The following is a 21,921-nucleotide window of genomic DNA, read 5'->3' as shown; positions in this document are numbered from 1 at the left end:
ACACCTCAGTGCGCGGGTTCGGCGATGTGCTGGGTGCCGATCCGCTTGCGGAAGACCCAGTAGGTCCAGGCCTGGTAGAGCAGCACGATCGGCGTGGCGATCGCCGCGCACCAGGTCATGATCTTCAGGGTGTAGGGGCTCGACGAGGCGTTGGTGACCGTCAGGCTCCAGTGCGGGTTCAGCGTGGACGGCATGACGTTCGGGAACAGCGTCAGGAACAGCATGGCCACGGCGGCCACGATGGTCACCCCGGACAGGGCGAATGACCAGCCTTCCCGCCCGGCCTGGTTCGCCACCAGAGCCGCGACCAGCGCCGCTACGGCGACCACCAGCGCGACCAGGCTCTTGCCGTCACCGCCGTCGGCCTGCGTCCAGCCCAGGAAGGCCAGCGCGAGGACGGCGGTGACGAGGCCGACCTTGAGGGCCAGCTTGCGCGCGCGCTGCCGGATCTCGCCGACGGTCTTCAGCGCCGTGAACACCGCCCCGTGGAAGGTGAACAGCGTCAGCGTCACCAGGCCGCCGAGCAGGGCGTACGGGTTGAGCAGGTCGCCGAGGTTCCCGACGTACTCCAGATTCTTGTCGATCTTCACACCGTGCACGATGTTGCCGAAGGCCACGCCCCACAGGAACGCGGGGATGAGCGAGCACCAGAAGATCGCCGCCTCCCAGTTGCGCTGCCAGTTCTCCTCGGGCCGCTTCGCGCGGTACTCGAAGGCGACACCGCGGACGATCAGGCAGACCAGGATCACCAGCAGCGGCAGATAGAAGCCGGAGAAGAGGGTGGCGTACCACTCGGGGAAGGCCGCGAAGGTGGCGCCGCCCGCCGAGAGCAGCCACACCTCGTTGCCGTCCCAGACCGGGCCGATGGTGTTGATCAGCACCCGCTTCTCCGCCCGGTTGCGGGCGAGCAGCTTGGTGAGGACGCCGACCCCGAAGTCGAAGCCCTCCAGGAAGAAGTAGCCGGTCCACAGGACGGCGATCAGGACGAACCAGACGTCGTGCAGTTCCATGTCTGTGCAGCTCCCTCGGCCTAGTACGAGAAGGCCATCGGCTTGTCGGCGTCCCGGGAGTCGCCGCCGATCGTCGTGGGCGGATTCAGGTCGTCCTCGGTCAGCTCGGGCGGGCCGGCCTTGACGTACTTGACGAGCAGCTTCACCTCGATGACGGCGAGGATCGCGTACAGGGCACCGAAGACGGACATCGAGGTGATGACCTCGCCCTGGGAGACGCCGGGGGAGACCGCGTCACGGGTCTGCAGGACGCCGTAGACGACCCACGGCTGGCGGCCCATCTCGGTGAAGATCCAGCCCCAGGAGTTGGCGATCAGCGGGAAGGCCAGGGTCCAGATCGCGATGCGCCAGAACCAGGTGGTGAGCTTCGGGCTGAGCGCCTTGTTCTTGAACAGGACCAGGTGTGGCACCTCGTCCTCGCCGACCCTGAAGGCGTGCGGCAGCATGAACTTCTTGCGGGTCAGCCACAGTCCGGCGATGCCGAGCGCGAAGGACGTCATGCCGAAGCCGATCATCCAGCGGAAGCCCCAGAAGGTGACGGGGATGTTGGGCCGGTAGTCACCGGGTCCGAACTTCTGCTGCTCGGCCTTGTTGACGTCGTTGATGCCGGGGACGTACGAGGTGAAGTCGTCGTTGGCCAGGAAGGACAGCAGGCCGGGGATCTCGATGGCCACGCTGTTGTGGCCCTTCTCCACGTCGCCGTAGGCGAAGACCGAGAACGGGGCCGGCTTCTGCCCGTCCCACAGCGCCTCGGCAGCGGCCATCTTCATCGGCTGCTGCTTGAACATGACCTTGCCGAGGGTGTCGCCGCTGACCGCGGTGAGCAGGCCGGCGATGACCACGGTGATCAGGCCGAGCCGCAGCGATGTCTTCATCTCGCGGATGTGCTTCTTGCGGGTCAGGTGGTAGGCCGCGATGCCGACCATGAAGGCGCCGCCGGTCAGGAAGGCCGCGGAGAGGGTGTGGAAGGCCTGGCTGAGCGCGGTGTTCTGGGTCAGCACGGCCCAGAAGTCGGTCAGTTCGGCCCGGCCCTTCTCCTTGTTGATGCGGTAACCGACCGGGTGCTGCATCCAGGAGTTCGCGGCGAGGATGAAGTACGCCGACAGGATCGTGCCGATCGAGACCATCCAGATGCAGGCCAGGTGGATCTTCTTCGGCAGCTTGTCCCAGCCGAAGATCCACAGGCCGATGAAGGTCGACTCGAAGAAGAAGGCGATCAGTGCCTCGAAGGCGAGGGGCGCGCCGAAGATGTCACCGACGAAGCGGGAGTAGTCCGACCAGTTCATGCCGAACTGGAACTCCTGCACGATGCCGGTGACGACCCCCATCGCGATGTTGATCAGAAAGAGCTTGCCCCAGAACTTGGTGGCCCTGAGGTACTTCTCCTTCTCCGTGCGCACCCAGGCGGTCTGCAACCCGGCCGTGAGCGCGGCGAGAGAGATCGTCAGCGGGACGAACAGGAAGTGGTAGACGGTGGTGATGCCGAACTGCCAGCGCGCCAGGGTCTCCGGCGCCAAAGCCAGGTCCACGTCGTCAGTCTCCTTACCTCGCCGTGGTACGGCAGCCGTTCGCTCCTGTTTGTCAGAGACAACGTGGGAGCAACGGGACACGCTTGTGAATGCATTCACATTCACAAGCCATTATGACGCACCGATTTTCGACTTTCGAAGGGGGGTCCCCCTTGACCGCCGCGGCAGGCTCTTGGCAGCGAGTTCAACATTGTGTTGAATTGCGCGCCATGCAGAAGCACAGCACCACGACTCGGATCCGGATCTCCTGGCCCGCGGGACACCTCACCGCGACCCTCGACGACACCGCCAGCACGCAGGCCCTCGCCAAGGCCCTGCCCCTCGCCTCCGTCGCCCGCACCTGGGGCGAGGAGGTCTACTTCGACACCGGGGTGTCGGTTTCACGTGAAACCACGGCCCAGCAGGTCGTCGAGCCGGGCACCGTGGCCTTCTGGACGGACGGCGACGCGCTCGCCCTCCCCTACGGGCCGACGCCGATCTCGCGGGGTGACGAGTGCCGCCTGGCCAGCCCGTGCAATGTGATGGGACGCCTGGACGGGGACGCCCGAGCACTCGCCACAGTGCGCGACGGCGACCCCATCCGCCTGGAACTGATCGAGGACTGACCCAGCCCATCGGCTGACCCAGTCCTCGACCACCCCGTCTTCGACAACGGACAGCTCACTCAAGCCGCGGCCGCACCCGTGGCGCCACCCGGCGTGACCTGCCCACGGAGCCTTTCGGCACCTGCCCCTCAAGGCCCCTTCGGTACCTGCCCTCGAGGCTCTCCGGCTCCGCTGTGGGAGCTCTACAGCTCCTTGCGGAAGTTCTCCGCCACCTTCACGAAGATGTCGTTGGCCTCGGTCTCCCCGACCGTGACCCGCACCCCTTCACCCGCGAACGGCCGGACGACCACGCCGGCCTGCTCACACGCCTCCGCGAAGGCGACCGTGCGCTCGCCCAGCCGCAGCCACACGAAGTTGGCCTGGGTCTCGGGCACCGTCCAGCCCTGTGCCCGCAGCGCGTCGACCACCCTGGTGCGCTCGCACACCAGCGAGCCGACCCGGCCGAGGAGCTCGTCCTCCGCCTGCAGCGAGGCGATCGCCGCCTCCTGGGCCAGCTGGCTCACGCCGAACGGCACCGCCGTCTTGCGCAGCGCCGCCGCGACCGGCTCATGGGCGATCGCGAAACCGACCCGCAGCCCGGCGAGGCCGTATGCCTTGGAGAAGGTGCGCAGCACGCAGACGTTCGGCCGCTCCCGGTAGATCTCCACGCCGTCGGGCACCTCGGGGTCGCGGATGAACTCCCGGTACGCCTCGTCCAGCACCACCAGCACGTCGCTGGGCACCCGGTCCAGGAAGCGCTCCAGCTCGGCCCGCCGCACCACCGTGCCGGTGGGGTTGTTCGGGTTGCAGACGAAGATCAGCCGGGTCCGGTCGGTGATCGCGTCCGCCATGGCGTCCAGGTCGTGCACATCGCCCTCGGTCAGCGGCACCTGCACCGAACGCGCCCCGCTGATCTGCGTGATGATCGGGTACGCCTCGAAGGAGCGCCACGCGTAGATCACCTCGTCGCCGGGGCCGGAGGTCGCCTGGATCAGCTGCTGGGCCACACCCACCGAGCCGGTGCCGGTCGCCACATGGGAGAGCGGGACACCGAAGCGCTCGGACAGCTCGCTCATCAGGCCCGTGCAGGCCATGTCCGGGTAACGGTTGAAGTTGCAGGCGGCGGCGGTGACACGCTCCATCACGCCGGGAAGCGGCGGATAGGGGTTCTCGTTGGAGGACAGCTTGTAGGCCACCGGGCCGTCCGCCGCGGCGGGCTTGCCCGGCTTGTAGGTGGGAATACCCTCCAGCTCGGCGCGCAGCTTCGGGCTCGTCTCGCTCACCGCAGTCCTCCTCGCGACAGCCGGCGGCCCGTCACCGCCGCCAGCTTCCAATACTGCTCACCTTATGAGGATTGGGCCGCGCTGCGTACCGGTCTGCAGGACCTCGTGCGCCACGGGCCACGGGAGCGCCGCCCCCCAGGTCCCAGGGGCATCACGGGCAACAACACAGGAAGACGCACGAAGGGTCCGGCGCGGGCGTACGAGGTGGGGGCGCGCCGCACATATATCTATGCGCCGGTAGCTCACGCCGTGGCGCGCATCCCTCGTCAAGGTGAGTTGAGACCTCTTCGAAACATCGGGTGCTTGACAGGCCTATCCGCGCCGATGCGTCACGTCTTGCTGGAAAAACGGTCAACTTCCTTGTTTTCTTAGGCACTTGACCCTCTGCTGCCATGCAGAAACGTGCCTGTCAACGCGTGCATATGCGTCCGCACTACCCCACGTCATGAGCCCTACTATCACCTCGCCATGACAGCAGCAGGGAAGCACCAGGTGAGCCGCGCGGAAACCTCACGCCGAGGAAGCCGGCCGGGTCGGGCGGGCATCAGAGACGTGGCCGCCGCCGCCGGAGTCTCCATCACGACCGTCTCCGACGCCCTGAACGGCAAGGGCCGCCTCCCGGACGCGACCCGGCGCCACGTCCGCGAGGTCGCCGACCGGCTGGGATACCGGCCTTCCGCCGCCGCCCGCACCCTCCGTACCGGCAAGTCGGGCCTCATCGGTCTGACCGTGACGACGTACGGGGATGAACCTTTCACCTTCACCGAGTTCGCCTACTTCGCCGAGATGGCCCGCGCCGCCACCTCCGCCGCGCTCGCCCGCGGTTACGCGCTGGTCATCCTGCCCGCGACCTCCCGCCACGACGTGTGGTCCAACGTGGCCCTGGACGGCACCGTCGTCATCGACCCCTCCGACCAGGACCCCGTGGTCACGGAACTGGTCCGGCAGGGTTTACCGGTGGTGTCCGACGGCCGCCCCGTCGACTCCCTGCCCGTCACCGCCTGGGTCGACAACGATCACGAGGCCGCCGTCCTCAACATCCTCGATCATCTCGCCGACGCCGGCGCCCGCCGCATCGGCCTGCTGACCGGGACCACGACCGACACGTACACCCACCTGTCGACCACCGCCTACCTGCGCTGGTGTGAGCGGGTCGGACAGGATCCGGTCTACGAGGCCTACCCGGCGCACGACCCGTGCGCGGGCGCAGTCGCCGCCGACCGGCTCCTCGCCCGGCCCGACCGCCCCGACGCCGTCTACGGCCTCTTCGACCCCAACGGCACCGATCTGCTCGCCGCCGCCCGCCGTTACGGGCTGCGCGTGCCCGAGGACCTGCTGCTGGTGTGCTGCAGCGAGTCCACCGTGTACGCCAGTACCGAACCACCCATCACGACCCTGTCGCTCAAACCCCGCCGTATCGGCACGGCCGTGGTGCAGTTGCTCATCGACGCCATCGAGGGCGTGGAGTCCGACCAGCCGGTCGAGCAGGTGATACCGACCGAGCTGATCATCCGCACGTCCTCCCAGCGCCGCCAGCAGCGCACGACGGTCAGCCCGCCGCGCACCCCGGAGGGTGACGGGTAGCACCGGAGACCGGATGCGCCTCGTACGGGTGGTCCACCGCGCCCCCGACAGGGATGGTGGCGCGGCGCGTGCGCCGGAGGGGGAACCCGGTGGACGCAGGGGTGGCGACGAAGGCGTATCGCCCCCGCGGCGTCGTCACGTCGGAGGGGCTCAGGTGGGAAAGCCCTTCCCAAACGGGGCGAAAAGCCGCAGTGAACAGGAGTCTTGTTCCGATTCACCACCCCTGGGTCATCACACGGCACGATCCGCATTCCTATGATGGGCCCACGACACCGCGGGCCGCTGCGACCAGGCAGTCCGAAGCGGTGCAGATGCGGCGCGATGGTGGAGGGGTCGATGACTCAGGGGGCCGGTCAGGGACCCGAGGTGGAGCGGACGGCGACGTTGCGCGACTTCCGCGTGCCCGCGTACGTCCATGAGACCGGTCCGTTCGGCCACGGTGCCCACCCCGGCGAGGGCGTACCGCCCGTCGAGGACCCGCTGCAGGCGCCCGAGGGCTACACGCCCACCGAGCGCGATCTGCCGGTCATCAACCGCGGGGACACCGTGCAGGTGACCGTCGACCCGGCCGTCGCGCCCGTCCCGGCCGCGGCGCAGCCCGCCCCCGGCCCCCTCTTCGTCGTGGGCGACGTGCACGGCTATCTGGACGAGCTGATCGCCGCCCTGCAGGAGAAGGGGCTGATCGACGCGGCGGGCCAGTGGTGCGCGGGCACCGCCCGGTTGTGGTTCCTCGGCGACTTCACCGACCGCGGACCCGACGGCATCGGGGTCATCGACCTGGTCATGCGCCTGTCCGCGGAGGCCGCGGCGGCCGGCGGCTACTGCAAGGCCCTGATGGGCAACCACGAACTGCTGCTGCTCGGCGCCAAGCGGTTCGGCGACACGCCCGTCAACTCCGGCGCGGGCACCGCCACCTTCCAGGCGGCCTGGCTGCTCAACGGCGGCCAGAAGACCGACATGGACCGCCTCCTGGACCACCACCTGCAGTGGATGGCCCGCCTGGACGCCGTGGAGGAGGTCGACGGCTATCTGCTCGTGCACTCCGACACCACCGCCTACCTCGACTACGGCGACTCGATCGAGGCGGTCAACGACACCGTCCGCGAGACGCTGACCCGAAACGACGCGGACGAGTGCTGGGACATGTTCCGCAAGTTCACCAAGCGCTTCTCCTTCCGCGACGAGGGCGGCGCCGACGCCGTGCGCTCGCTGCTCGATACGTACGGCGGCACCCGCATCGTTCACGGCCACAGCCCGATCCCGTACCTGCTGGGCGATGTCGGCTCCGAGGAGGGCGAGGACAGCGCCGGCCCGCTCGTCGAGGGCCCGCACGTCTATGCCGACGGACTCGCCATCGCCATGGACGGCGGCGTGACGATGGCAGGAAAACTGCTGGTCCAGGAACTCCCGCTGGGCGGCTGAGCGTTCCCACGCGCCACCCTTCGGACCGTTCTGACCCACGGCCGGCACCCGGCCCGGATCAGCTCAACACACCGGGCCCCTCGGCAATTTGTCGAAACCCCCTGTCACCTCGAGCCGTCGCCGCTCTACCATCGCCTTATCCGTAGCAGGCTCCCCTCCGTTTCTGCCCGACGGCTCGTCGCCATGCGAGCCCCAAGCCCTACGGAGCATCGGGGGATGCACATGAACAGCGTTCCGCAGCACCTGCTGAGCGAGGACCGTCAGGACTACGAACGGATCCTCGATGAGGCGCTGCGCTCCGCAGCACACCGTCCGGAACTGTCCGCCGTCGGCCAACGGCTCACCCTCGAACAGCTGCGCGCCATGGCGCTCAGCGCCATCTCCCTCATCACCGCCTCCGCCGCCGCCGAGTACCAGCACTACGTCAAGGTCCGCGAGGAGCTGCGCCGTCCGGCCCCGGCCGCCGCCCCGACAGCCGAGCGCCCCTCCGCATCCTCCGACGCCGGCAGCGCCCCGATGGGGCTCGCCGCCACCATGGGTGAGATGGCCGAGAGCACCGGCGCGGGCGCCGTCGCCGTGGTCGCCGTCCTCGCACCCGTCCTCGCCGGCACCGCCGCCGCGATATTCCTGCTCGTGGGCTACGTCCTGAAGATGCTCGACCCCGAGCCGGCCTTCGCCCGGACCATGCTGACCGCCGGATGGGTCTTCGGCGCGCTGACGGCGGCCGCGATCCTCGTCGCCACGGTCGGACTGCTGCTCACGGCCCTGCGCAACCGTCCCTCGCTCGACCTCGGCGCCCACGGCGAACCTCCCCAGGAGCTGACCCAGGCGCGCGACGCCTGGCATGAAGCCCTGCTGGAACGCGGGATCGTGCCGTTCCTGCGCGACGCCCTGGCCGATCCCGGAACGACGCCGGCCCACCCCGTCTCCCCGTCGGTGCCGTCCAGCCGCATGCCACGCCTGGGTTATGACCGGCCGGGATTCACCAGCCCCGACGACGGCCCCGCCGCCGGCCCGCGCCCGAGCTTCACGAGCCCCGACTTCAGCAGCCCCGATTTCGGCGGGCCGGAGCACCAGCCGGAGTGAACCGCCGGTGCGCGCCCCGCACCGTCCATCAACAGGACGGTCCGAGCGAGTGATCGGTGTCCTTGTCCTCGGGACTTCTCGAGCCGACCCGGCGCAGGCACGTCCGGGTCCCTGAAGTGCCCTACGCCCAGGGGACTCTCGGCTCAGGCCATACGACTGATCACCTACGGCCACTGATCAGCACGTCACCCAACGACTGGAGCCGGATGAGCGGTACTCCGTGCACGCCAGACACGGAGTACCGCCCGCGGCCCGCGTCAGTCCGCGATCGGCAGATACACGCGGTTGCCCGCCGCCGCGAACTCCCGCGACTTCTCCGCCATCCCGGCCTCGATCTCGGCCTTGCTGCCGCCGTGCTCACGGCGGATGTCCTGCGAGATCTTCATCGAGCAGAACTTCGGCCCGCACATCGAGCAGAAGTGTGCCGTCTTGGCCGGTTCGGCCGGCAGGGTCTCGTCGTGGAACTCCCGCGCCGTGTCCGGGTCCAGGGCGAGGTTGAACTGGTCCTCCCACCGGAACTCGAACCGGGCGTCGGACAACGCGTCGTCCCACTCCTGCGCACCCGGGTGCCCCTTGGCGAGATCGGCCGCGTGAGCGGCGATCTTGTAGGTGATGACGCCGGTCTTGACGTCGTCCCGGTTGGGCAGGCCCAGGTGCTCCTTGGGCGTGACGTAGCAGAGCATCGCCGTGCCCCACCAGGCGATCATCGCGGCGCCGATGCCGGAGGTGATGTGGTCGTACGCCGGCGCGACGTCCGTGGTCAGCGGGCCGAGCGTATAGAACGGAGCTTCATCGCAGATCTCCTGCTGAAGGTCGATGTTCTCCTTGATCTTGTGCATCGGGACGTGTCCCGGGCCCTCGATCATGGTCTGTACGTTGAAACGCTTGGCGATCGTGTTGAGTTCCCCGAGCGTGCGGAGCTCCGCGAACTGCGCCTCGTCGTTGGCGTCCGCGATGGAGCCGGGCCTGAGGCCGTCACCGAGGGAGTACGTCACGTCGTAGGCGGCGAGGATCTCGCACAGCTCCTCGAAGTGCTCGTACAGGAACGATTCCTTGTGATGGGCGAGGCACCACGCGGCCATGATCGAGCCGCCGCGCGAGACGATGCCCGTCTTGCGGTTGGCGGTGAGCGGCACATACGCCAGGCGCACGCCCGCGTGGACCGTCATGTAGTCCACGCCCTGCTCGGCCTGCTCGATGACCGTGTCCTTGTAGATCTCCCAGGTCAGTTCCTCGGCCCTGCCGTCGACCTTCTCCAGTGCCTGGTAGAGCGGCACCGTGCCGATGGGGACGGGGGAGTTGCGCAGCACCCACTCACGGGTGGTGTGGATGTTGCGGCCCGTGGAGAGGTCCATGACCGTGTCGGCGCCCCAACGGGTCGCCCACGTCATCTTCTCGACCTCCTCCTCGATGGAGGAAGTCACCGCGGAGTTGCCGATGTTGGCGTTGACCTTCACCAGGAACCGCTTGCCGATGATCATCGGCTCGATCTCCGGATGGTTGACGTTGGCCGGCAGTACGGCGCGGCCCGCCGCGATCTCCTCGCGGACCACCTCGGGCGAGACGTTCTCCCGCAGGGCCACGAACTCCATCTCGGGCGTGATCTCACCCCGGCGGGCGTACGCGAGCTGGGTGACCGCCTGGCCGTCACGGCCGCGACGAGGCTGGCGCGGACGTCCGGGGAAGACCGCGTCGAGGTTGCGCAGGCCTCCGCGCGGCGAGGTGTGCTTGACCCCGTCGTCCTCGGGACGGACGGGGCGGCCCGCGTACTCCTCGGTGTCGCCACGGGCGATGATCCAGTTCTCCCGCAGCGGTGACAGGCCCCTGCGCACATCGGTGTCGACGAGCGGATCGGTATACGGGCCGGATGTGTCGTACAGCGTGACCGACTTCCCGTTGGTGAGGTGCACCTGACGGACCGGCACCCGCAGGTCGGGGCGCGAACCCTCGACGTATGCCTTGTGCCAGCCGATGGACTTCCCGGCCTCCTGAGCCGTCTCGCTCTGAACGGAGGCAGGCGTGCGTGCGTCCTTGTTGGTCATGAGACCTACTCCCTACGCCGGCATTACCCGGTAACAGGTTCGGCGGTCGACGCAGCGGTCACCGTCTGCCGACATTTCGCGCGGAACACCGTGTGTCCCACGTGAAACATCGCAAAGACGGAGGTCAGCGCCCTCTCAGCCCGGTGCTCCGAGCTCCCGCGTGTGCAAAGGTGCCTCCACGCTAGCGTCAATTCGGGCGCGGTGAACAGGGGGCCCCTGTCGTTCTTGCGATGATCGGTCGGTGACCACCACACACCAGCCCCCGTATCCGCCGTCCGAGCCGCCCCGCGGCCAGGGCACGACAGGCCACGGCCAGGACGTCGAGGACGGGCATGCGCAGGGGCACGCATCAGGGTCCGGGCACGGGCATCGGCGCGCGCCCGGTGGCGGCCACGGTCACGGTGCCACCCATGCCACGGGAGGCGGGCACGGTGCCCAGCACTCTGCGGGAGGCGGGCATGGGCACAGTCACAGTCACGGGCCCGCTGCTCCTGTCTCCCGGCATCTGCGCAAGGTCATCGCGGCGATCCTCATCCCGTTCGCCGTAGCGGTGGTCGTGGGTCTTGGCGTGCTGTGGCCCGGGGGTGCCCCGTCCCACCAGCGCACCGGTGTCGGCTTCGACCGGCAGACCCAGCAGGCCACGGTCACCCAGGTGGTCGAGGTGAGCTGCAAGGCGGTCAACGCCTCCGGTGGCACGCCGACCGGCGACACATCCACCGCGGAGGGCTCCTCGGCCCAGCAACAGGCGTCCGCCGCCTGCAAGAAGGCCACCGTCCGGGTCGACTCGGGCAAGGACACGGGCCGGACGTTCACCGAGATCGTGCAGCCGGACCAGACGCGGCAGCTGCACCAGGGCGAGAAGGTCGTGGTCGCCTACGAGCCCTCGGCGCCGAGGGACCTGCAGTACTCGGTCACGGACGTCGACCGGCGCTTCCCGATGGCCCTGCTGGCCGGCATCTTCGCGCTCGCCGTCATCGTCGTCGGGCGGCTGCGCGGGGTGATGGCGCTCGTCGCGCTGGCCATCAGCTTCATGGTGCTGAACTTCTTCATCCTGCCGGCGGTCCTGCAGGGCCAGAACCCGTTGGTCGTCGCCGTCGTGGGCTCCAGTGCGATCATGCTCATCGCCCTGTATCTGTGCCACGGGCTGTCGGCCCGGACGTCCGTGGCGGTGCTCGGCACCCTGATCTCCCTGCTGCTGATCGGCGTCCTCGGTTCGCTGTTCATTGGCTGGGCCGCGCTGACCGGCAACACGGACGACAACACCGGCCTGATCCACGGCCTGTACCCGTCCATCGACATGAGCGGTCTGCTGCTCGCCGGCGTCATCATCGGATCGCTGGGCGTGCTCGACGACGTGACGGTCACCCAGACCTCCGCCGTCTGGGAGCTGCACGAGGCCAACCCGTCGATGGGCTGGCGCGGGCTGTACCGGGCGGGCATCCGGATCGGCCGCGACCACATCGCGTCGGTCGTCAACACCCTGGTCCTCGCCTACGCCGGTGCCGCGTTGCCGTTGCTGCTGCTCTTCTCCATCGCACAGAGCAGCGTGGGCACCGTCGCCAACAGTGAGCTGGTCGCGGAGGAGATCGTGCGCACACTGGTGGGATCGATCGGCCTGGTCGCCTCGGTACCGGTCACCACGGCGCTCGCGGCCCTGGTGGTGGCCGCCGACCGTCCGGGTCCGGCACCGGCCGGCCAGGACCTCGGCGGTGGCACCGCCACCGGCTCGATCCCGGTGCCCGCGGGGCGCGGCGGCCGGGGACGGCGCCGCAAGCACTGAGACACCGGCCGGCACCTTCGCCGTACCGGCCGAACGACTGCAGAAGCGTTCCTGCACATCCCCGCCCAGCAGTGGTGAACCGTTACGCCATCGGTGACGTGACGTATCAGCCCGCGCTCTGCTCCTCCGCGAGGATGCGGTCGAGCGCCTCCTCCAGATGGGCATCGAAATCGGCGAGCGCGCCCTCCTGGCCGAGCGGCACCAGCTTGTCGGTGCGGTCCAGGAACGCCACGATCGGTGGCGCCGACGAACGGAACAGCGCCTGGTCGCAACCGACCTGGAGCCGGATCAGCACCTCGCCCAGCGTGTCGGCTTCGACCGGTGCGATACGGACATCGCCCTCCCCGCACGGCCGCCCCACCCCGTCGAGCAGCAGCTCACGGCCGAACGCCCAGGTCACCGGCGCGTCCCCGGGAAGGTGGAAAGTCAGCCGTACGGCGTAGGGATCACAGGCCTCGTAGCGCAGTTCCACCGGGATGCGGAACGAGAGCTCCTCGGAGACGAGAAAGCTCATCATGACCTCTGCCTGTACTGCCTGCACGGACTCGCGCATTCGCCTACCCCGTCACTTGCCGTCGACTGGCTGGGAATGAACCCCTTGACACTGGAGGCATCTTGCTGAACGTGCACGTGAGATCACAAGGAGTGAGTTTTCAGATACTGATAGACAGGGCCAGCGAGCCCAGCAGGCGCCCGATCTCGTCCTGCAGCTTCCGCGCCGCGGGCAGCAGCCGATCGGCCTGGTGCGCGGGCAGCGAGATGGCCATCGTCGCGGCCGTGGTGCCCACCGTGATCGGCACCGCCGCACACACCGTGCCCAGGGCGTACTCCTGCCGCTCGATCACCGGCTCCATCCGCCGCAGCCGCTCCAGCCGCCGCAGCAGGGCATGGTTGTCACACACCGTGTACGGGGTGATGGCCTGCGCCGGGTAGCGCGCGAGGTGGTCGCGGCGGGCGCCCTCGTCCAACTGGGAGAGCAGGCACTGCCCGATGGCGTGGGCGTGTCCCGTCTCACGGAAGTCGGCCCACTCCTCGACCGCCGGGTTGCCGGGCGTGTCCGAAACGCACATGACCTCGATCTCGCCCTCGCGGTACATGGCGTAATACACCGGCACACCGATCGAATCGCGCCACTGTGCGAGTGTGTCCACGATCGTGCTGCGACGTTTCTGCTCCGCTCCGCTGCTGCCCAGCCGTTCGGCTGACTCACCGAGGAAGAACAGGCCCTTCTCCCGGCAGAGATAGCCCTCGTGCACCAGAGTGCGCAGCAGGTGGTAGGCGGTGGGCAGGGCGAGGCCGGTCTCCCGGGCCAGTTGTTTGGCGGGGGCGCCGTAGGGGTGTTCGGCGACGGCTTCCAGCAGACGCATGGCGCGCTGCACGGAACTGATGAGCGTCGTCGCGGCCGGAGGCTGCTCGGTACCGGGCGTGGCGGCGGGCCGCTGCAGCGGGGGCGCGGTCGAGCAGGGCCGGGCAGGGGGCGGGTGCGGCTCTGCGGATGCGGTGTCAACCGTGGCCAAGGGTCACTCCCGAAGCGCGAGGGGGAGCCCGTGCGGGAACACGGGTGCGGGGGTGTCCGCCATGCGCGGGGGATCGGCCCCGCGTCGGATTCCGGACTCTAACCGTCCGCCGCCGTGGACAGAATGGCTGTCCGGAAAAGTTCCCTCCCCCGAGGGAACCGGCGATTCCCTCGGCGATCACCGGCCGCGGGCCCCTACCAGTCGCTGCGCGAGGACGATCCGGCGGTGAACTTCCGCACGATGTAGATGAGACCGGCGATCAGGGCGACGAAGACCAGCAGCTTGAAGAGCAGCCCGATCACGAAACCGACGACCGTGGCAATCACACCGCCGAACACGACGAGGGCGATGACCGGCACCGCGACCCACTTCACCCACCACGGCAGTCCCGCGAAAATCTCTCGCATCGTCTTCGCCCTTTCCTCACCGGCCCGTTGACGGGTGCCGGACTCTCCTGGATGTCCTGCACTCGATGCTAGGGCCGGGGAGGAGCAGGCGGGGGCCTCGCACCCCCGGTCCTCCCCTGACCCGTCCCCTAGGGAACCCGGAGGAAGAAGGCGGTCCCCTCAGCCCTCCGGCGGGGAGAACACCACGAGAACGCGCAGGTCCTCGCTGATGTGATGGAACTTGTGGGCGACCCCGGCTGGCACGTACACCACGCTGCCGCGTGCCACCTCCGTCGTCTCCAGGCCGACGGTGATCGCGGCGCGGCCGCTGACGACGAAGTAGACCTCGTCCTGGTTGTGCGGCTTTTGCGGGTCGTGCTCGCCCGCGTTGAGCGCGTACAGGCCGACGGACATGTTCCGCTCGCGCAGGAACTGCAGGTAGGCGCCTTCGTTGGCGGCCCGTTCCGCCTCCAGTTCGTCCAGCCGGAATGCCTTCATCGTCTTGTTCGCCCTCGCCTCTGCTCCTGGCCGTGTCCGTCTGCCACGATCAGACACATGAAGAATTTCGTAGTCAAGACGATCGCCAACGCGGGCGCCCTGCTGGTCGCCGTGTGGTTGCTTGACAAGATCACTCTGACCGGATCGAGCACCGGCAAGAAGGCCGGCACGCTGATCGTCGTCGCCCTGGTCTTCGGCCTGGTGAACTTCCTGGTCAAGCCGGTCGTGAAGGTGCTGACCTTCCCCCTGTTCATCCTCACGCTCGGCTTGTTCACCCTGGTCGTCAACGCGCTGATGCTGCTGCTGACCTCGTGGGTGTGCGGCAAGGCCGACCTGAGCTTCCATGTCGAGGGCTTCTGGACGGCCGTCCTGGGCGGCCTGATCATCTCGATCGTGTCCTGGGCCCTGCACGTCGTGCTGCCCGACGAGGACTGAGGCGCCATGAGCTACCGCGTCTGCTTCGTCTGCACCGGCAACATCTGCCGCTCCCCGATGGCCGAGTCCGTCTTCCGCGCCCGCGTGGAGGAGGCGGGTCTCGGCGGTCTCGTCGAGGTCGACAGTGCCGGCACGGGCGGCTGGCACGAGGGCGACGGCGCAGACCCGCGCACGGTCGCCGTCCTGCGGGAGTCCGGGTACGACGGCGACCACACGGCGCGGCAGTTCCAGCCGTCCTGGTTCGCACGGCTCGACCTGGTGATCGCCCTGGACGCCGGGCACCTGAGGGCGCTGCGCCGTCTCGCGCCCACCGAGCAGGACGCGGCGAAGGTACGGCTCCTGCGCTCCTACGACCCCGCCGCAGGCGCCGATCTGGACGTACCCGACCCGTACTACGGGGGCATGGACGGCTTCGAGGAGTGCCTTGAGATGGTGGAGGCGGCGAGCGACGGACTGCTCGCCGCGGTACGTGAGCGGATGGAAGGACGGGCGGCATGAGCGACGCGGACGAGGGTCGGGGCGACGGCACCCGCGCGGTGCGGGCGGGACTGCCCGAACCGGTCAAGCACGAACCGACGCTGCCGGGCCCGGTCTTCGCGGCCCACTTCCATCTGCCGGGCGATCCCACGGGGCCGTACACCTATGGGCGTGACGAGAACCCCACGTGGACGCTGCTGGAGCGGGCCATCGGCGAGCTGGAGGCGCCGGGCGAGGACGGCGTGGAGACGCTGGTGTTCGCCTCCGGGATGGCGGCGATCTCCGCGGTGCTGTTCTCCCAGCTGCGCACCGGGGACGCGGTCGTGCTGCCCAGTGACGGCTACCAGGCACTGCCCCTGGTCCGCACCCAGCTGGAGGCGTTCGGCGTCGAGGTGCGCACCGCGCCGACCGGCGGCGACGCGCAGCTGGAGGTGCTCGACGGCGCGCGGCTGCTGTGGATCGAGTCGCCGTCCAACCCCGGTCTCGACGTGTGCGACATCCGGCGGCTGGTCGAGGCGGCGCACGCGCGTGGCGCCCTTGTCGCCGTCGACAACACGCTCGCCACGCCGCTCGGGCAGCGCCCGCTGGAGCTGGGCGCCGACTTCGCGGTGGCCAGCGGGACGAAGCAGCTCACCGGGCACGGCGACATCCTGCTCGGGTACGTCGCCGGCCGCGGTCGCGAGGCCATGACCGACGTGCGGCGCTGGCGCAAGATCGTCGGGGCGATCCCCGGGCCCATGGAGGCCTGGCTGGCGCACCGCTCCCTGGCCACGCTCGGGCTGCGCGTCGACCGGCAGAACGCCACGGCACTGCAGGTGGCCGAGGCGCTGCGGGAGCACCCGGACATCACCGGACTGCGCTATCCGGGACTGCCCGGCGATCCGTCGCACAAGGTCGCCTGCCGGCAGATGCGGCGCTTCGGGTGCGTCGTCTCCTTCACGCTGCCCACGCGCGCCCGTGCCGACCGTTTCCTGGACGCGCTGCGGCTGGTGGACGACGCCACCAGCTTCGGCGGGGTGCGCTCCACCGCCGAGCGGCGTGGCCGGTGGGGTGGAGACGCGGTGCCGGAGGGCTTCATCCGGCTGTCGGTGGGTGCGGAGGACCCCGAGGACCTGGTGGCCGATCTGCTGCGCGCCCTCAAGGAGTCGGCCGGCTGACCCGCTCACGGACGCGGATACGGTGTCCGGCTCTCCGCGACGGACGGTCCGAACCTCCCCCCTCGTGGCTCGGACCGTCCGCGGTTCCACAGGCCAAGAACCGCGCGCACCAGGCTAGTTGACTCCCTGTCAGTGTCCAATCACGGTAGCGACAGAGACCTATCGACATATTTATAGTTGGGTGCGCGGCCGAGCACCCTGAACGGGCGGCGAGAGGGGAGGGCACGCCATGGATCTGGCCTTACTGCGCACCTTCGTGACCGTGCACCGCGCCGGGTCCTTCACCCGGGCAGCTGCCCTGCTCGGTCTGTCCCAACCGGCCGTGACCTCACAGATCCGCACACTGGAGCGACAGCTCGGCCGCCCCTTGTTCCTGCGCCAGGCCCGCGGGGTGACCCCGACGGCCATCGGCGACGAGCTGGCCCACAAGGCGGCCCCGCATCTGGACGCTTTGGTGGAGATCGCCGAGACGGGGGTCGACGAGGAGTCGTCGTTACGGACCCTGCATCTGGCAGGGCCCCCGGAGTTCATCGCGGAGCGGGCCCTGCCGGTGCTGACGGAGCTGACCGGCGACGACGGACAGGGGCTCGCCCTGCGCGCGTCCTTCGGCACCGCCGAGAAGGCACTCGAAGGGCTGGCGGCCGGCCATCACGACCTGGCCATCAGTACCACCCGGCCCCGAGACGCGCTGCTCACCGCCACCGCACTGTGCGACGAGGAACACGTCCTGGTCGCCGCCCCGCACCGGGTCGAACAGGTCCGCCGCGCCGAACTGCGCCGCGCGGGCGCCCCGGCCCTGCAAAGCCTCCCCGTCGTCGAGGTCCACGAGTCCCTCCCCTTCGTCTCCCGCTACTGGGCCTCCGTCTTCGACTCCCGTCCCGCGCCCTCCGGCGCGATCATCGTCCCCGACCTGCGCGCGGTCCTCACCTGTACGGCGGCAGGGGCGGGGCTCGCCGTCCTGCCCCGCTATCTGTGCGCGGCTGCCCTGGAACGCGGCGAAGTCGTGGCGCTGCACCATCCGACGGTGCCTCCGCTGCGGACCTACTTTTTGGCGGTGCGCACCGGGACACTGGCCATGCCGCACATCGCCCGGGCCCATGAGCGGCTCCAGCGGGCGGCGGCCGACTGGGCCTGAGCCGCTTGCGGTTCACCGAGCGAGTTCGGTTGATGACGGTTCGCGATGTTTCACGTGAAACCGGCGGGGATGTTTCATACGGAACGCGCCGGGCCACATTTCTCCCATGACCGTCCGACCCGTGGTCAAGCGCACCGCCCGCGCCGTTCTCCTGGACGGTGACGACCTCATCCTGATCAAGCGTACGAAGCCTGGCGTGGACCCCTACTGGCTGACACCCGGCGGCGGGGTGGAGCCGGAGGACCCGACCGTCGTCGACGCTCTGCACCGCGAGGTGCACGAGGAGCTCGGCGCCAAGATCACCGACGTGGTGCCCTGCTTCGTGGACACCGTGGAGCACATCGGTGAGGAGGGCGGTGCGACCGGAGTGAAGGTGCAGCACTTCTTCGTCTGCCGCCTGGAATCCATGGACCTCTCACAGCGCCACGGCCCCGAGGTGGATGAGCCGGCCGGCGAGTATGAGATCGTCCGGGTTCCGTTCACCCGCGTCGGCATCGCCTCCGTGCACCTCGTTCCGCTGTCACTGCGGCACTACCTGGACGGGAACATCGAGGGCGTACGCGCCATGCACGCACCCGACCTGGGGTGATGAGCCGCACCGCCTGTTTCACGTGAAACGTCGCCCGTCTGTCCCCGAGCTGTCCGCCAGACCACGACATGGCCAAAAGCACGTACGTCTGCCGTGAAACAGGTGGACGCAGGGGCCTGCCGTCGGACAGCCTGACCTGCGTGCCGACTGTTTCCCTTGCCGCTGTGCCCATCCGCCGTCTGACGCTTCGCGATCTCACCGCCTGCGCGGACCTGTCCGAGAACCGTGGCTGGCCGCGGGAGGAACACAAGTGGGGATTCCTCCTCACCGCGGGGACGGCTTACGGCATCGACGATCCCGAGGGCGGCCTCGTCAGCGCGTGCGTCGTCACCGCGTACGGACCGCGAGAGCGTCCTGTTCTCGGTGCCGTCGGTATGGTCCTGGTCGCCGAGCGCCACGCCCGCCAGGGCGTCGGGCGCCGGATGATGCGGCATGTCCTCGCCGAGATGGGCACGACGCCGCTCACCCTGCACGCGACACCGAACGGCCGCCCGCTCTACGAGGAGCTGGGCTTCAAGACCACCGGCCGGGCGGAGATGGTGGTCGGGCGCCTGACTCCGGACGTCACGGTGGACACCGCGGCCACACGGGCAGCCACCGCCGAGGACCTGCCGGCCATCCTCCGTCTCGACGAGGAGGTGTTCGGTGCCGACCGCACGCCGATCGTGACGCGGCTGCCCGCCTTCGCCGACCAGTTGCGCGTCGCGGAGGACGGTGGGCGGATCACCGGCTACGCCGCCGCGTGGCCGAACATGAACACCCACGTCGTGGGCCCGCTCATCGCCCGGGACACCGCGACGGCCAAGGCGCTGATGACCTCCCTCGCCGCGGGCACCGACCGCCCGCTGCGCACCGACATCGACGTCCGCCACGAGGAACTGCTCTCCTGGGTCAAGGAGCACGGCATGGCGTCCGTCGCCTTCAACTCCGTCATGACCCACGGCATCACCGGCCTGCCGGGTGACTGGAGCCGGCGGTTCGCCCCGGTGACGGTGGCCGCGGGCTGACCGCGCGGTAGACGCACGACAGCGCCGGTTCCCACGGGGACCGGCGCTGTGCTGTGGTGGGGTGGCTGTGCTGTGGTGGGCTGTGGGTCAGGCCAGCGCCTCGACGGCCGCGGAGGCGAAGGCGTGGTCCTGCTCCGGCGCACCGCCGCCGACGCCGATCGCGCCGATCAGTCGGCCGTCGCGGTGAACGGGCAGGCCGCCGGCGATGAACAGCAGCGGCCGGTCGAGCGCGGTGGGCAGGGTGTGGAAGAGGCCGCCGGGCTGGACGGCGTCCACCAAGTCCGCGGTCGGGGCGTCCAGCTGGAGCGCCGTGTAGGCCTTGCGGGTGCTGGTCTCCCCCGAGATCAGCACGGCCCGGTCGTCCCGTCGGAAGGCGAGGAGGTGCCCGCCGGCGTCCAGCACGCTGATGCTGACGGTGACGCCGGCCGTCTCGGCGGCCCGCCGGGCGGCGGCGACGAGGATCTCGGCGTCCTGGGTGGTCAGGGGGGTCACGACGGTGGTGGTGCTCACGGGGGTCTCCTTGGTGAGGGGGTGTGCGGTGTAGCTGGAGAGCGGTGCACGGGGGTGCCGAGGAGGGTCAGTGGTGGACGGCGGCGCGTGGCTCGACGGTCCCCGAGCCGGCCACCACGGTGCGGGGCCCACCGGCCCGGCGCTCCAGGGCGGCCGAGAGCACGGCGAGGACGAGGGCGCCCGCGGCGAGGACGGCTCCCACCCAGTTGGGAGCGGTGTAACCGAAGCCGGCCGAGATCACGAGCCCGCCGAGCCAGGCCGACAGCGCATTGCCGAGGTTGAAGGCGCCGATGTTCACGGCCGAGGCCAGCGTGGGAGCGCCATGGGCCTGGTCGAGGACGCGCTTCTGCAGCGGCGGGACGGTGGCGAAGCCCAGCGCGCCGATCAGGGCGATGGTGACGGCCGCGAGGATCTTGTTGTGCGCGGTGAGCGTGAAGAGCGCCAGGACGACGGCCAGGGCACCCAGCGACACGTACAGCATGGGCATCAGGGCGCGGTCGGCGAACTTGCCGCCGACGAGGTTGCCGCCCACCATGCCGAGGCCGAACAGCACCAGCAGCCAGGTGACGGAGCCGTCGGCGAACCCGGTGACGTGCGTCATCATCGGCGCGATGTAGGTGATGGCCGCGAAGACACCGCCGAAGCCGAGGACGGTCATCGCCATCGCGAGCAGGACCTGGACGTTCTTGAACGCGGCCAGCTCGTGGCGCAGATGCACGCCTTCCGGCTTGGGCAGGTCGGGGACGAGCTTGGCGATGCCGAGCAGGCCGACGACGCCGAGGGCGGCGACGATGCCGAAGGTGACGCGCCAGCCGACGCTCTGGCCGACCAGGGTGCCGAGCGGTACGCCCACGACGTTGGCGACGGTCAGGCCGGTGAACATCATGGCGATGGCGCCGGCCTTCTTGTCGGGGGCGACCAGTTCGGCGGCGACCACGGAACCGATGCCGAAGAAGGCACCGTGGGCGAGTGAGGCCACCACCCGGCCGATGAGCATGATGCCGAAGGCGGGAGCGAGGGCGGACAGCAGGTTGCCGGCGATGAACAGGGCCATCAGCAGCATCAGCATCCGCTTGCGGGGGATCTTGGTGCCGAGGACCGCCATCAGCGGGGCGCCGAACATGACACCGAGTGCGTATCCGGTGACGAGGAAGCCGGCCGTCGGGATGGAGACCCCGAAGTCGCCCGCGACCTCGGGCAGCAAGCCCATGATCACGAACTCGGTCGTTCCGATTCCGAAGGCCCCGATCGCGAGGGCCAGAAGCGCGAGAGGCATGGAGGGGTACACCTTCCCGAACGATTGCAGATGCGCTTTGCGTGCGTCCACAATAATTGCAGACGCGGGATACTTGCAAACGCGCTCTATTGCGTGGCTGCCCTATCCTGGTAGCAGCCGCTCCGGGACGGAGGAAGAACGCCGATGACAGCGACGGACCCCGCGCTCACCGCCCTCGCTCAGGGCTGGTGCGCCCTCTCCCTGCTCCACGGGAGGATCGAGACGCACATCGAGCGCGCCCTGCAGGCTCGGCACGGGCTCAGCGTGCGCGAGTACTCCCTGCTCGACGTGCTCAGCCGGCAGCACGACGGCGATGGCGGACATCTGCAGATGAAGCAGGTCGCCGACGCGGTCGTCCTCAGCCAGAGCGCCACCACCCGCCTGGTCACACGGCTCGAGGACCGCGGTCTGCTCGAGCGCTACCTGTGCCCCACCGACCGTCGTGGCATCTACACCAACGTCACCGACGCCGGTCTGGAGCTCCTCGAGGAGGCCCGGCCCACCAACGACGCCGCACTGCGCGAGGCCCTCGACGAGGCGGCGAAGAACGCGGATCTTGCCCCTCTGGTCCACGTCGTGGAAACCCTGAAGGCACCGCTGCCCGCATAAGGTGC

22 protein-coding genes and 1 riboswitch are annotated in these 21,921 nt (G+C 69.4%); of the genes, 12 read left to right on the top strand and 10 right to left on the bottom strand.

Going from position 1 to position 21,921, the window contains the following annotated elements; translation table 11 throughout:
* Positions 1-5 precede the first annotated feature (5 nt).
* Both cydB and AB0J12_RS18595 read right to left on the bottom strand, forming a co-directional pair.
* A complete protein-coding gene (gene cydB / locus AB0J12_RS18600; RefSeq protein WP_363265370.1) occupies positions 6-1,010 on the bottom strand; it encodes a cytochrome d ubiquinol oxidase subunit II in 1,005 nt (334 codons plus the stop codon).
* Between the two features lie 20 nt (positions 1,011-1,030).
* The gene (locus tag AB0J12_RS18595; protein ID WP_363265369.1) at positions 1,031-2,539 is read right to left on the bottom strand and encodes a cytochrome ubiquinol oxidase subunit I; all 1,509 of its coding nucleotides are present in this window, start codon (positions 2,537-2,539) and stop codon (positions 1,031-1,033) included.
* A gap of 209 nt (positions 2,540-2,748) precedes the next feature.
* Here AB0J12_RS18595 and AB0J12_RS18590 point away from each other — a divergent pair, with 209 nt between their 5' ends.
* Positions 2,749-3,144 carry a cyclophilin-like fold protein gene (locus AB0J12_RS18590; protein ID WP_363265368.1) on the top strand — a complete coding sequence of 132 codons (396 nt, stop codon included), beginning with the start codon at positions 2,749-2,751 and terminating at the stop codon, positions 3,142-3,144.
* Positions 3,145-3,326: 182 nt separating this feature from the next.
* Here AB0J12_RS18590 and hisC read toward each other — a convergent pair whose 3' ends face one another.
* Positions 3,327-4,406 (bottom strand): histidinol-phosphate transaminase, encoded by a 1,080-nt coding sequence (hisC, locus tag AB0J12_RS18585; protein ID WP_363265367.1) that lies wholly within the window; start codon positions 4,404-4,406, stop codon positions 3,327-3,329.
* Positions 4,407-4,874: 468 nt separating this feature from the next.
* Here hisC and AB0J12_RS18580 point away from each other — a divergent pair, with 468 nt between their 5' ends.
* From AB0J12_RS18580 to AB0J12_RS18570, 3 genes are all read left to right on the top strand, one after another.
* On the top strand, positions 4,875-5,990 hold the full coding sequence (locus AB0J12_RS18580) for a LacI family DNA-binding transcriptional regulator (RefSeq protein WP_363265366.1): 1,116 nt from the start codon (positions 4,875-4,877) through the stop codon (positions 5,988-5,990).
* A 321-nt stretch (positions 5,991-6,311) separates the two neighbouring features.
* Entirely contained in the window at positions 6,312-7,412 is a 1,101-nt protein-coding gene (locus AB0J12_RS18575; protein ID WP_363265365.1) for a metallophosphoesterase, read from the top strand.
* Between the two features lie 216 nt (positions 7,413-7,628).
* Complete coding sequence (locus tag AB0J12_RS18570) at positions 7,629-8,498, top strand: hypothetical protein (RefSeq protein ID WP_363265364.1); 870 nt, start codon at positions 7,629-7,631, stop codon at positions 8,496-8,498.
* 257 nt (positions 8,499-8,755) lie between these two features.
* Here AB0J12_RS18570 and thiC read toward each other — a convergent pair whose 3' ends face one another.
* Entirely contained in the window at positions 8,756-10,540 is a 1,785-nt protein-coding gene (gene thiC, locus AB0J12_RS18565) for a phosphomethylpyrimidine synthase ThiC (protein ID WP_363265363.1), read from the bottom strand.
* Positions 10,533-10,710: riboswitch (TPP riboswitch) on the bottom strand. (Overlaps the previous gene by 8 nt.)
* Positions 10,711-10,781: 71 nt before the next feature.
* Between thiC and AB0J12_RS18560 the strand changes: the two genes are divergently transcribed.
* On the top strand, positions 10,782-12,320 hold the full coding sequence (locus tag AB0J12_RS18560) for a YibE/F family protein (RefSeq protein WP_363265362.1): 1,539 nt from the start codon (positions 10,782-10,784) through the stop codon (positions 12,318-12,320).
* A 106-nt stretch (positions 12,321-12,426) separates the two neighbouring features.
* Here the strand turns inward: AB0J12_RS18560 and AB0J12_RS18555 are convergent, their stop codons facing one another.
* From AB0J12_RS18555 to AB0J12_RS18540, 4 genes are all read right to left on the bottom strand, one after another.
* Positions 12,427-12,873 carry an SsgA family sporulation/cell division regulator gene (locus tag AB0J12_RS18555; protein ID WP_363265361.1) on the bottom strand — a complete coding sequence of 149 codons (447 nt, stop codon included), beginning with the start codon at positions 12,871-12,873 and terminating at the stop codon, positions 12,427-12,429.
* A gap of 100 nt (positions 12,874-12,973) precedes the next feature.
* Positions 12,974-13,699 (bottom strand): IclR family transcriptional regulator C-terminal domain-containing protein, encoded by a 726-nt coding sequence (locus AB0J12_RS18550; protein WP_363265413.1) that lies wholly within the window; start codon positions 13,697-13,699, stop codon positions 12,974-12,976.
* Between the two features lie 332 nt (positions 13,700-14,031).
* A complete protein-coding gene (locus tag AB0J12_RS18545; RefSeq protein ID WP_363265360.1) occupies positions 14,032-14,244 on the bottom strand; it encodes a DUF5326 family protein in 213 nt (70 codons plus the stop codon).
* A gap of 159 nt (positions 14,245-14,403) precedes the next feature.
* Positions 14,404-14,721, bottom strand: coding sequence for a cupin domain-containing protein (locus tag AB0J12_RS18540; RefSeq protein WP_361630332.1), 318 nt, complete (start codon positions 14,719-14,721; stop codon positions 14,404-14,406).
* A gap of 57 nt (positions 14,722-14,778) precedes the next feature.
* Between AB0J12_RS18540 and AB0J12_RS18535 the strand changes: the two genes are divergently transcribed.
* The 6 genes from AB0J12_RS18535 (at position 14,779) to AB0J12_RS18510 (ending at position 19,521) form a co-directional block, all read left to right on the top strand.
* A complete protein-coding gene (locus tag AB0J12_RS18535) occupies positions 14,779-15,156 on the top strand; it encodes a phage holin family protein (protein WP_363265359.1) in 378 nt (125 codons plus the stop codon).
* Positions 15,157-15,162: 6 nt separating this feature from the next.
* Positions 15,163-15,654 (top strand): low molecular weight protein-tyrosine-phosphatase, encoded by a 492-nt coding sequence (locus AB0J12_RS18530; RefSeq protein WP_363265358.1) that lies wholly within the window; start codon positions 15,163-15,165, stop codon positions 15,652-15,654.
* A complete protein-coding gene (locus AB0J12_RS18525; protein WP_363265357.1) occupies positions 15,651-16,790 on the top strand; it encodes a cystathionine gamma-lyase in 1,140 nt (379 codons plus the stop codon). The genes AB0J12_RS18530 and AB0J12_RS18525 overlap by 4 nt, the downstream gene beginning before the upstream one ends.
* Before the next feature lie 229 nt (positions 16,791-17,019).
* A complete protein-coding gene (locus AB0J12_RS18520; protein WP_363265356.1) occupies positions 17,020-17,925 on the top strand; it encodes a LysR family transcriptional regulator in 906 nt (301 codons plus the stop codon).
* A 106-nt stretch (positions 17,926-18,031) separates the two neighbouring features.
* A complete protein-coding gene (locus tag AB0J12_RS18515) occupies positions 18,032-18,514 on the top strand; it encodes an NUDIX hydrolase (RefSeq protein ID WP_363265355.1) in 483 nt (160 codons plus the stop codon).
* A 140-nt stretch (positions 18,515-18,654) separates the two neighbouring features.
* A complete protein-coding gene (locus AB0J12_RS18510; RefSeq protein ID WP_363265354.1) occupies positions 18,655-19,521 on the top strand; it encodes a GNAT family N-acetyltransferase in 867 nt (288 codons plus the stop codon).
* An 87-nt stretch (positions 19,522-19,608) separates the two neighbouring features.
* On the opposite strand, the gene AB0J12_RS18505 is transcribed toward AB0J12_RS18510, so the two are convergent.
* Positions 19,609-20,031, bottom strand: a complete 423-nt coding sequence (locus tag AB0J12_RS18505; RefSeq protein ID WP_363265353.1) for a heme-binding protein — start codon at positions 20,029-20,031, stop codon at positions 19,609-19,611.
* A gap of 67 nt (positions 20,032-20,098) precedes the next feature.
* Positions 20,099-21,307, bottom strand: coding sequence for an MFS transporter (locus AB0J12_RS18500; RefSeq protein ID WP_363265352.1), 1,209 nt, complete (start codon positions 21,305-21,307; stop codon positions 20,099-20,101).
* Between the two features lie 144 nt (positions 21,308-21,451).
* Between AB0J12_RS18500 and AB0J12_RS18495 the strand changes: the two genes are divergently transcribed.
* Positions 21,452-21,916 carry a MarR family transcriptional regulator gene (locus tag AB0J12_RS18495; RefSeq protein WP_363265351.1) on the top strand — a complete coding sequence of 155 codons (465 nt, stop codon included), beginning with the start codon at positions 21,452-21,454 and terminating at the stop codon, positions 21,914-21,916.
* The last annotated feature ends 5 nt before the right edge of the window (positions 21,917-21,921 follow it).

It is taken from the genome of Streptomyces sp. NPDC049915 (genome assembly GCF_040656475.1).
Lineage (GTDB): Bacteria > Actinomycetota > Actinomycetes > Streptomycetales > Streptomycetaceae > Streptomyces.
This window is presented reverse-complemented; position numbering and strand designations above follow the sequence as displayed.

Excerpts from the sequence above, each read along its gene's own strand:
- cydB (WP_363265370.1), bottom strand. The coding sequence starts at position 1,010 with ATGGAACTGCACGACGTCTGGTTCGTCCTGATCGCCGTCCTGTGGACC.
- AB0J12_RS18590 (WP_363265368.1), top strand. The coding sequence starts at position 2,749 with ATGCAGAAGCACAGCACCACGACTCGGATCCGGATCTCCTGGCCCGCG.
- AB0J12_RS18580 (WP_363265366.1), top strand. The coding sequence starts at position 4,875 with ATGACAGCAGCAGGGAAGCACCAGGTGAGCCGCGCGGAAACCTCACGC.
- AB0J12_RS18575 (WP_363265365.1), top strand. The coding sequence starts at position 6,312 with ATGGTGGAGGGGTCGATGACTCAGGGGGCCGGTCAGGGACCCGAGGTG.
- AB0J12_RS18570 (WP_363265364.1), top strand. The coding sequence starts at position 7,629 with ATGCACATGAACAGCGTTCCGCAGCACCTGCTGAGCGAGGACCGTCAG.
- thiC (WP_363265363.1), bottom strand. The coding sequence starts at position 10,540 with ATGACCAACAAGGACGCACGCACGCCTGCCTCCGTTCAGAGCGAGACG.
- AB0J12_RS18555 (WP_363265361.1), bottom strand. The coding sequence starts at position 12,873 with ATGCGCGAGTCCGTGCAGGCAGTACAGGCAGAGGTCATGATGAGCTTT.
- AB0J12_RS18545 (WP_363265360.1), bottom strand. The coding sequence starts at position 14,244 with ATGCGAGAGATTTTCGCGGGACTGCCGTGGTGGGTGAAGTGGGTCGCG.
- AB0J12_RS18540 (WP_361630332.1), bottom strand. The coding sequence starts at position 14,721 with ATGAAGGCATTCCGGCTGGACGAACTGGAGGCGGAACGGGCCGCCAAC.
- AB0J12_RS18535 (WP_363265359.1), top strand. The coding sequence starts at position 14,779 with ATGAAGAATTTCGTAGTCAAGACGATCGCCAACGCGGGCGCCCTGCTG.
- AB0J12_RS18530 (WP_363265358.1), top strand. The coding sequence starts at position 15,163 with ATGAGCTACCGCGTCTGCTTCGTCTGCACCGGCAACATCTGCCGCTCC.
- AB0J12_RS18525 (WP_363265357.1), top strand. The coding sequence starts at position 15,651 with ATGAGCGACGCGGACGAGGGTCGGGGCGACGGCACCCGCGCGGTGCGG.
- AB0J12_RS18520 (WP_363265356.1), top strand. The coding sequence starts at position 17,020 with ATGGATCTGGCCTTACTGCGCACCTTCGTGACCGTGCACCGCGCCGGG.
- AB0J12_RS18515 (WP_363265355.1), top strand. The coding sequence starts at position 18,032 with ATGACCGTCCGACCCGTGGTCAAGCGCACCGCCCGCGCCGTTCTCCTG.
- AB0J12_RS18500 (WP_363265352.1), bottom strand. The coding sequence starts at position 21,307 with ATGCCTCTCGCGCTTCTGGCCCTCGCGATCGGGGCCTTCGGAATCGGA.
- AB0J12_RS18495 (WP_363265351.1), top strand. The coding sequence starts at position 21,452 with ATGACAGCGACGGACCCCGCGCTCACCGCCCTCGCTCAGGGCTGGTGC.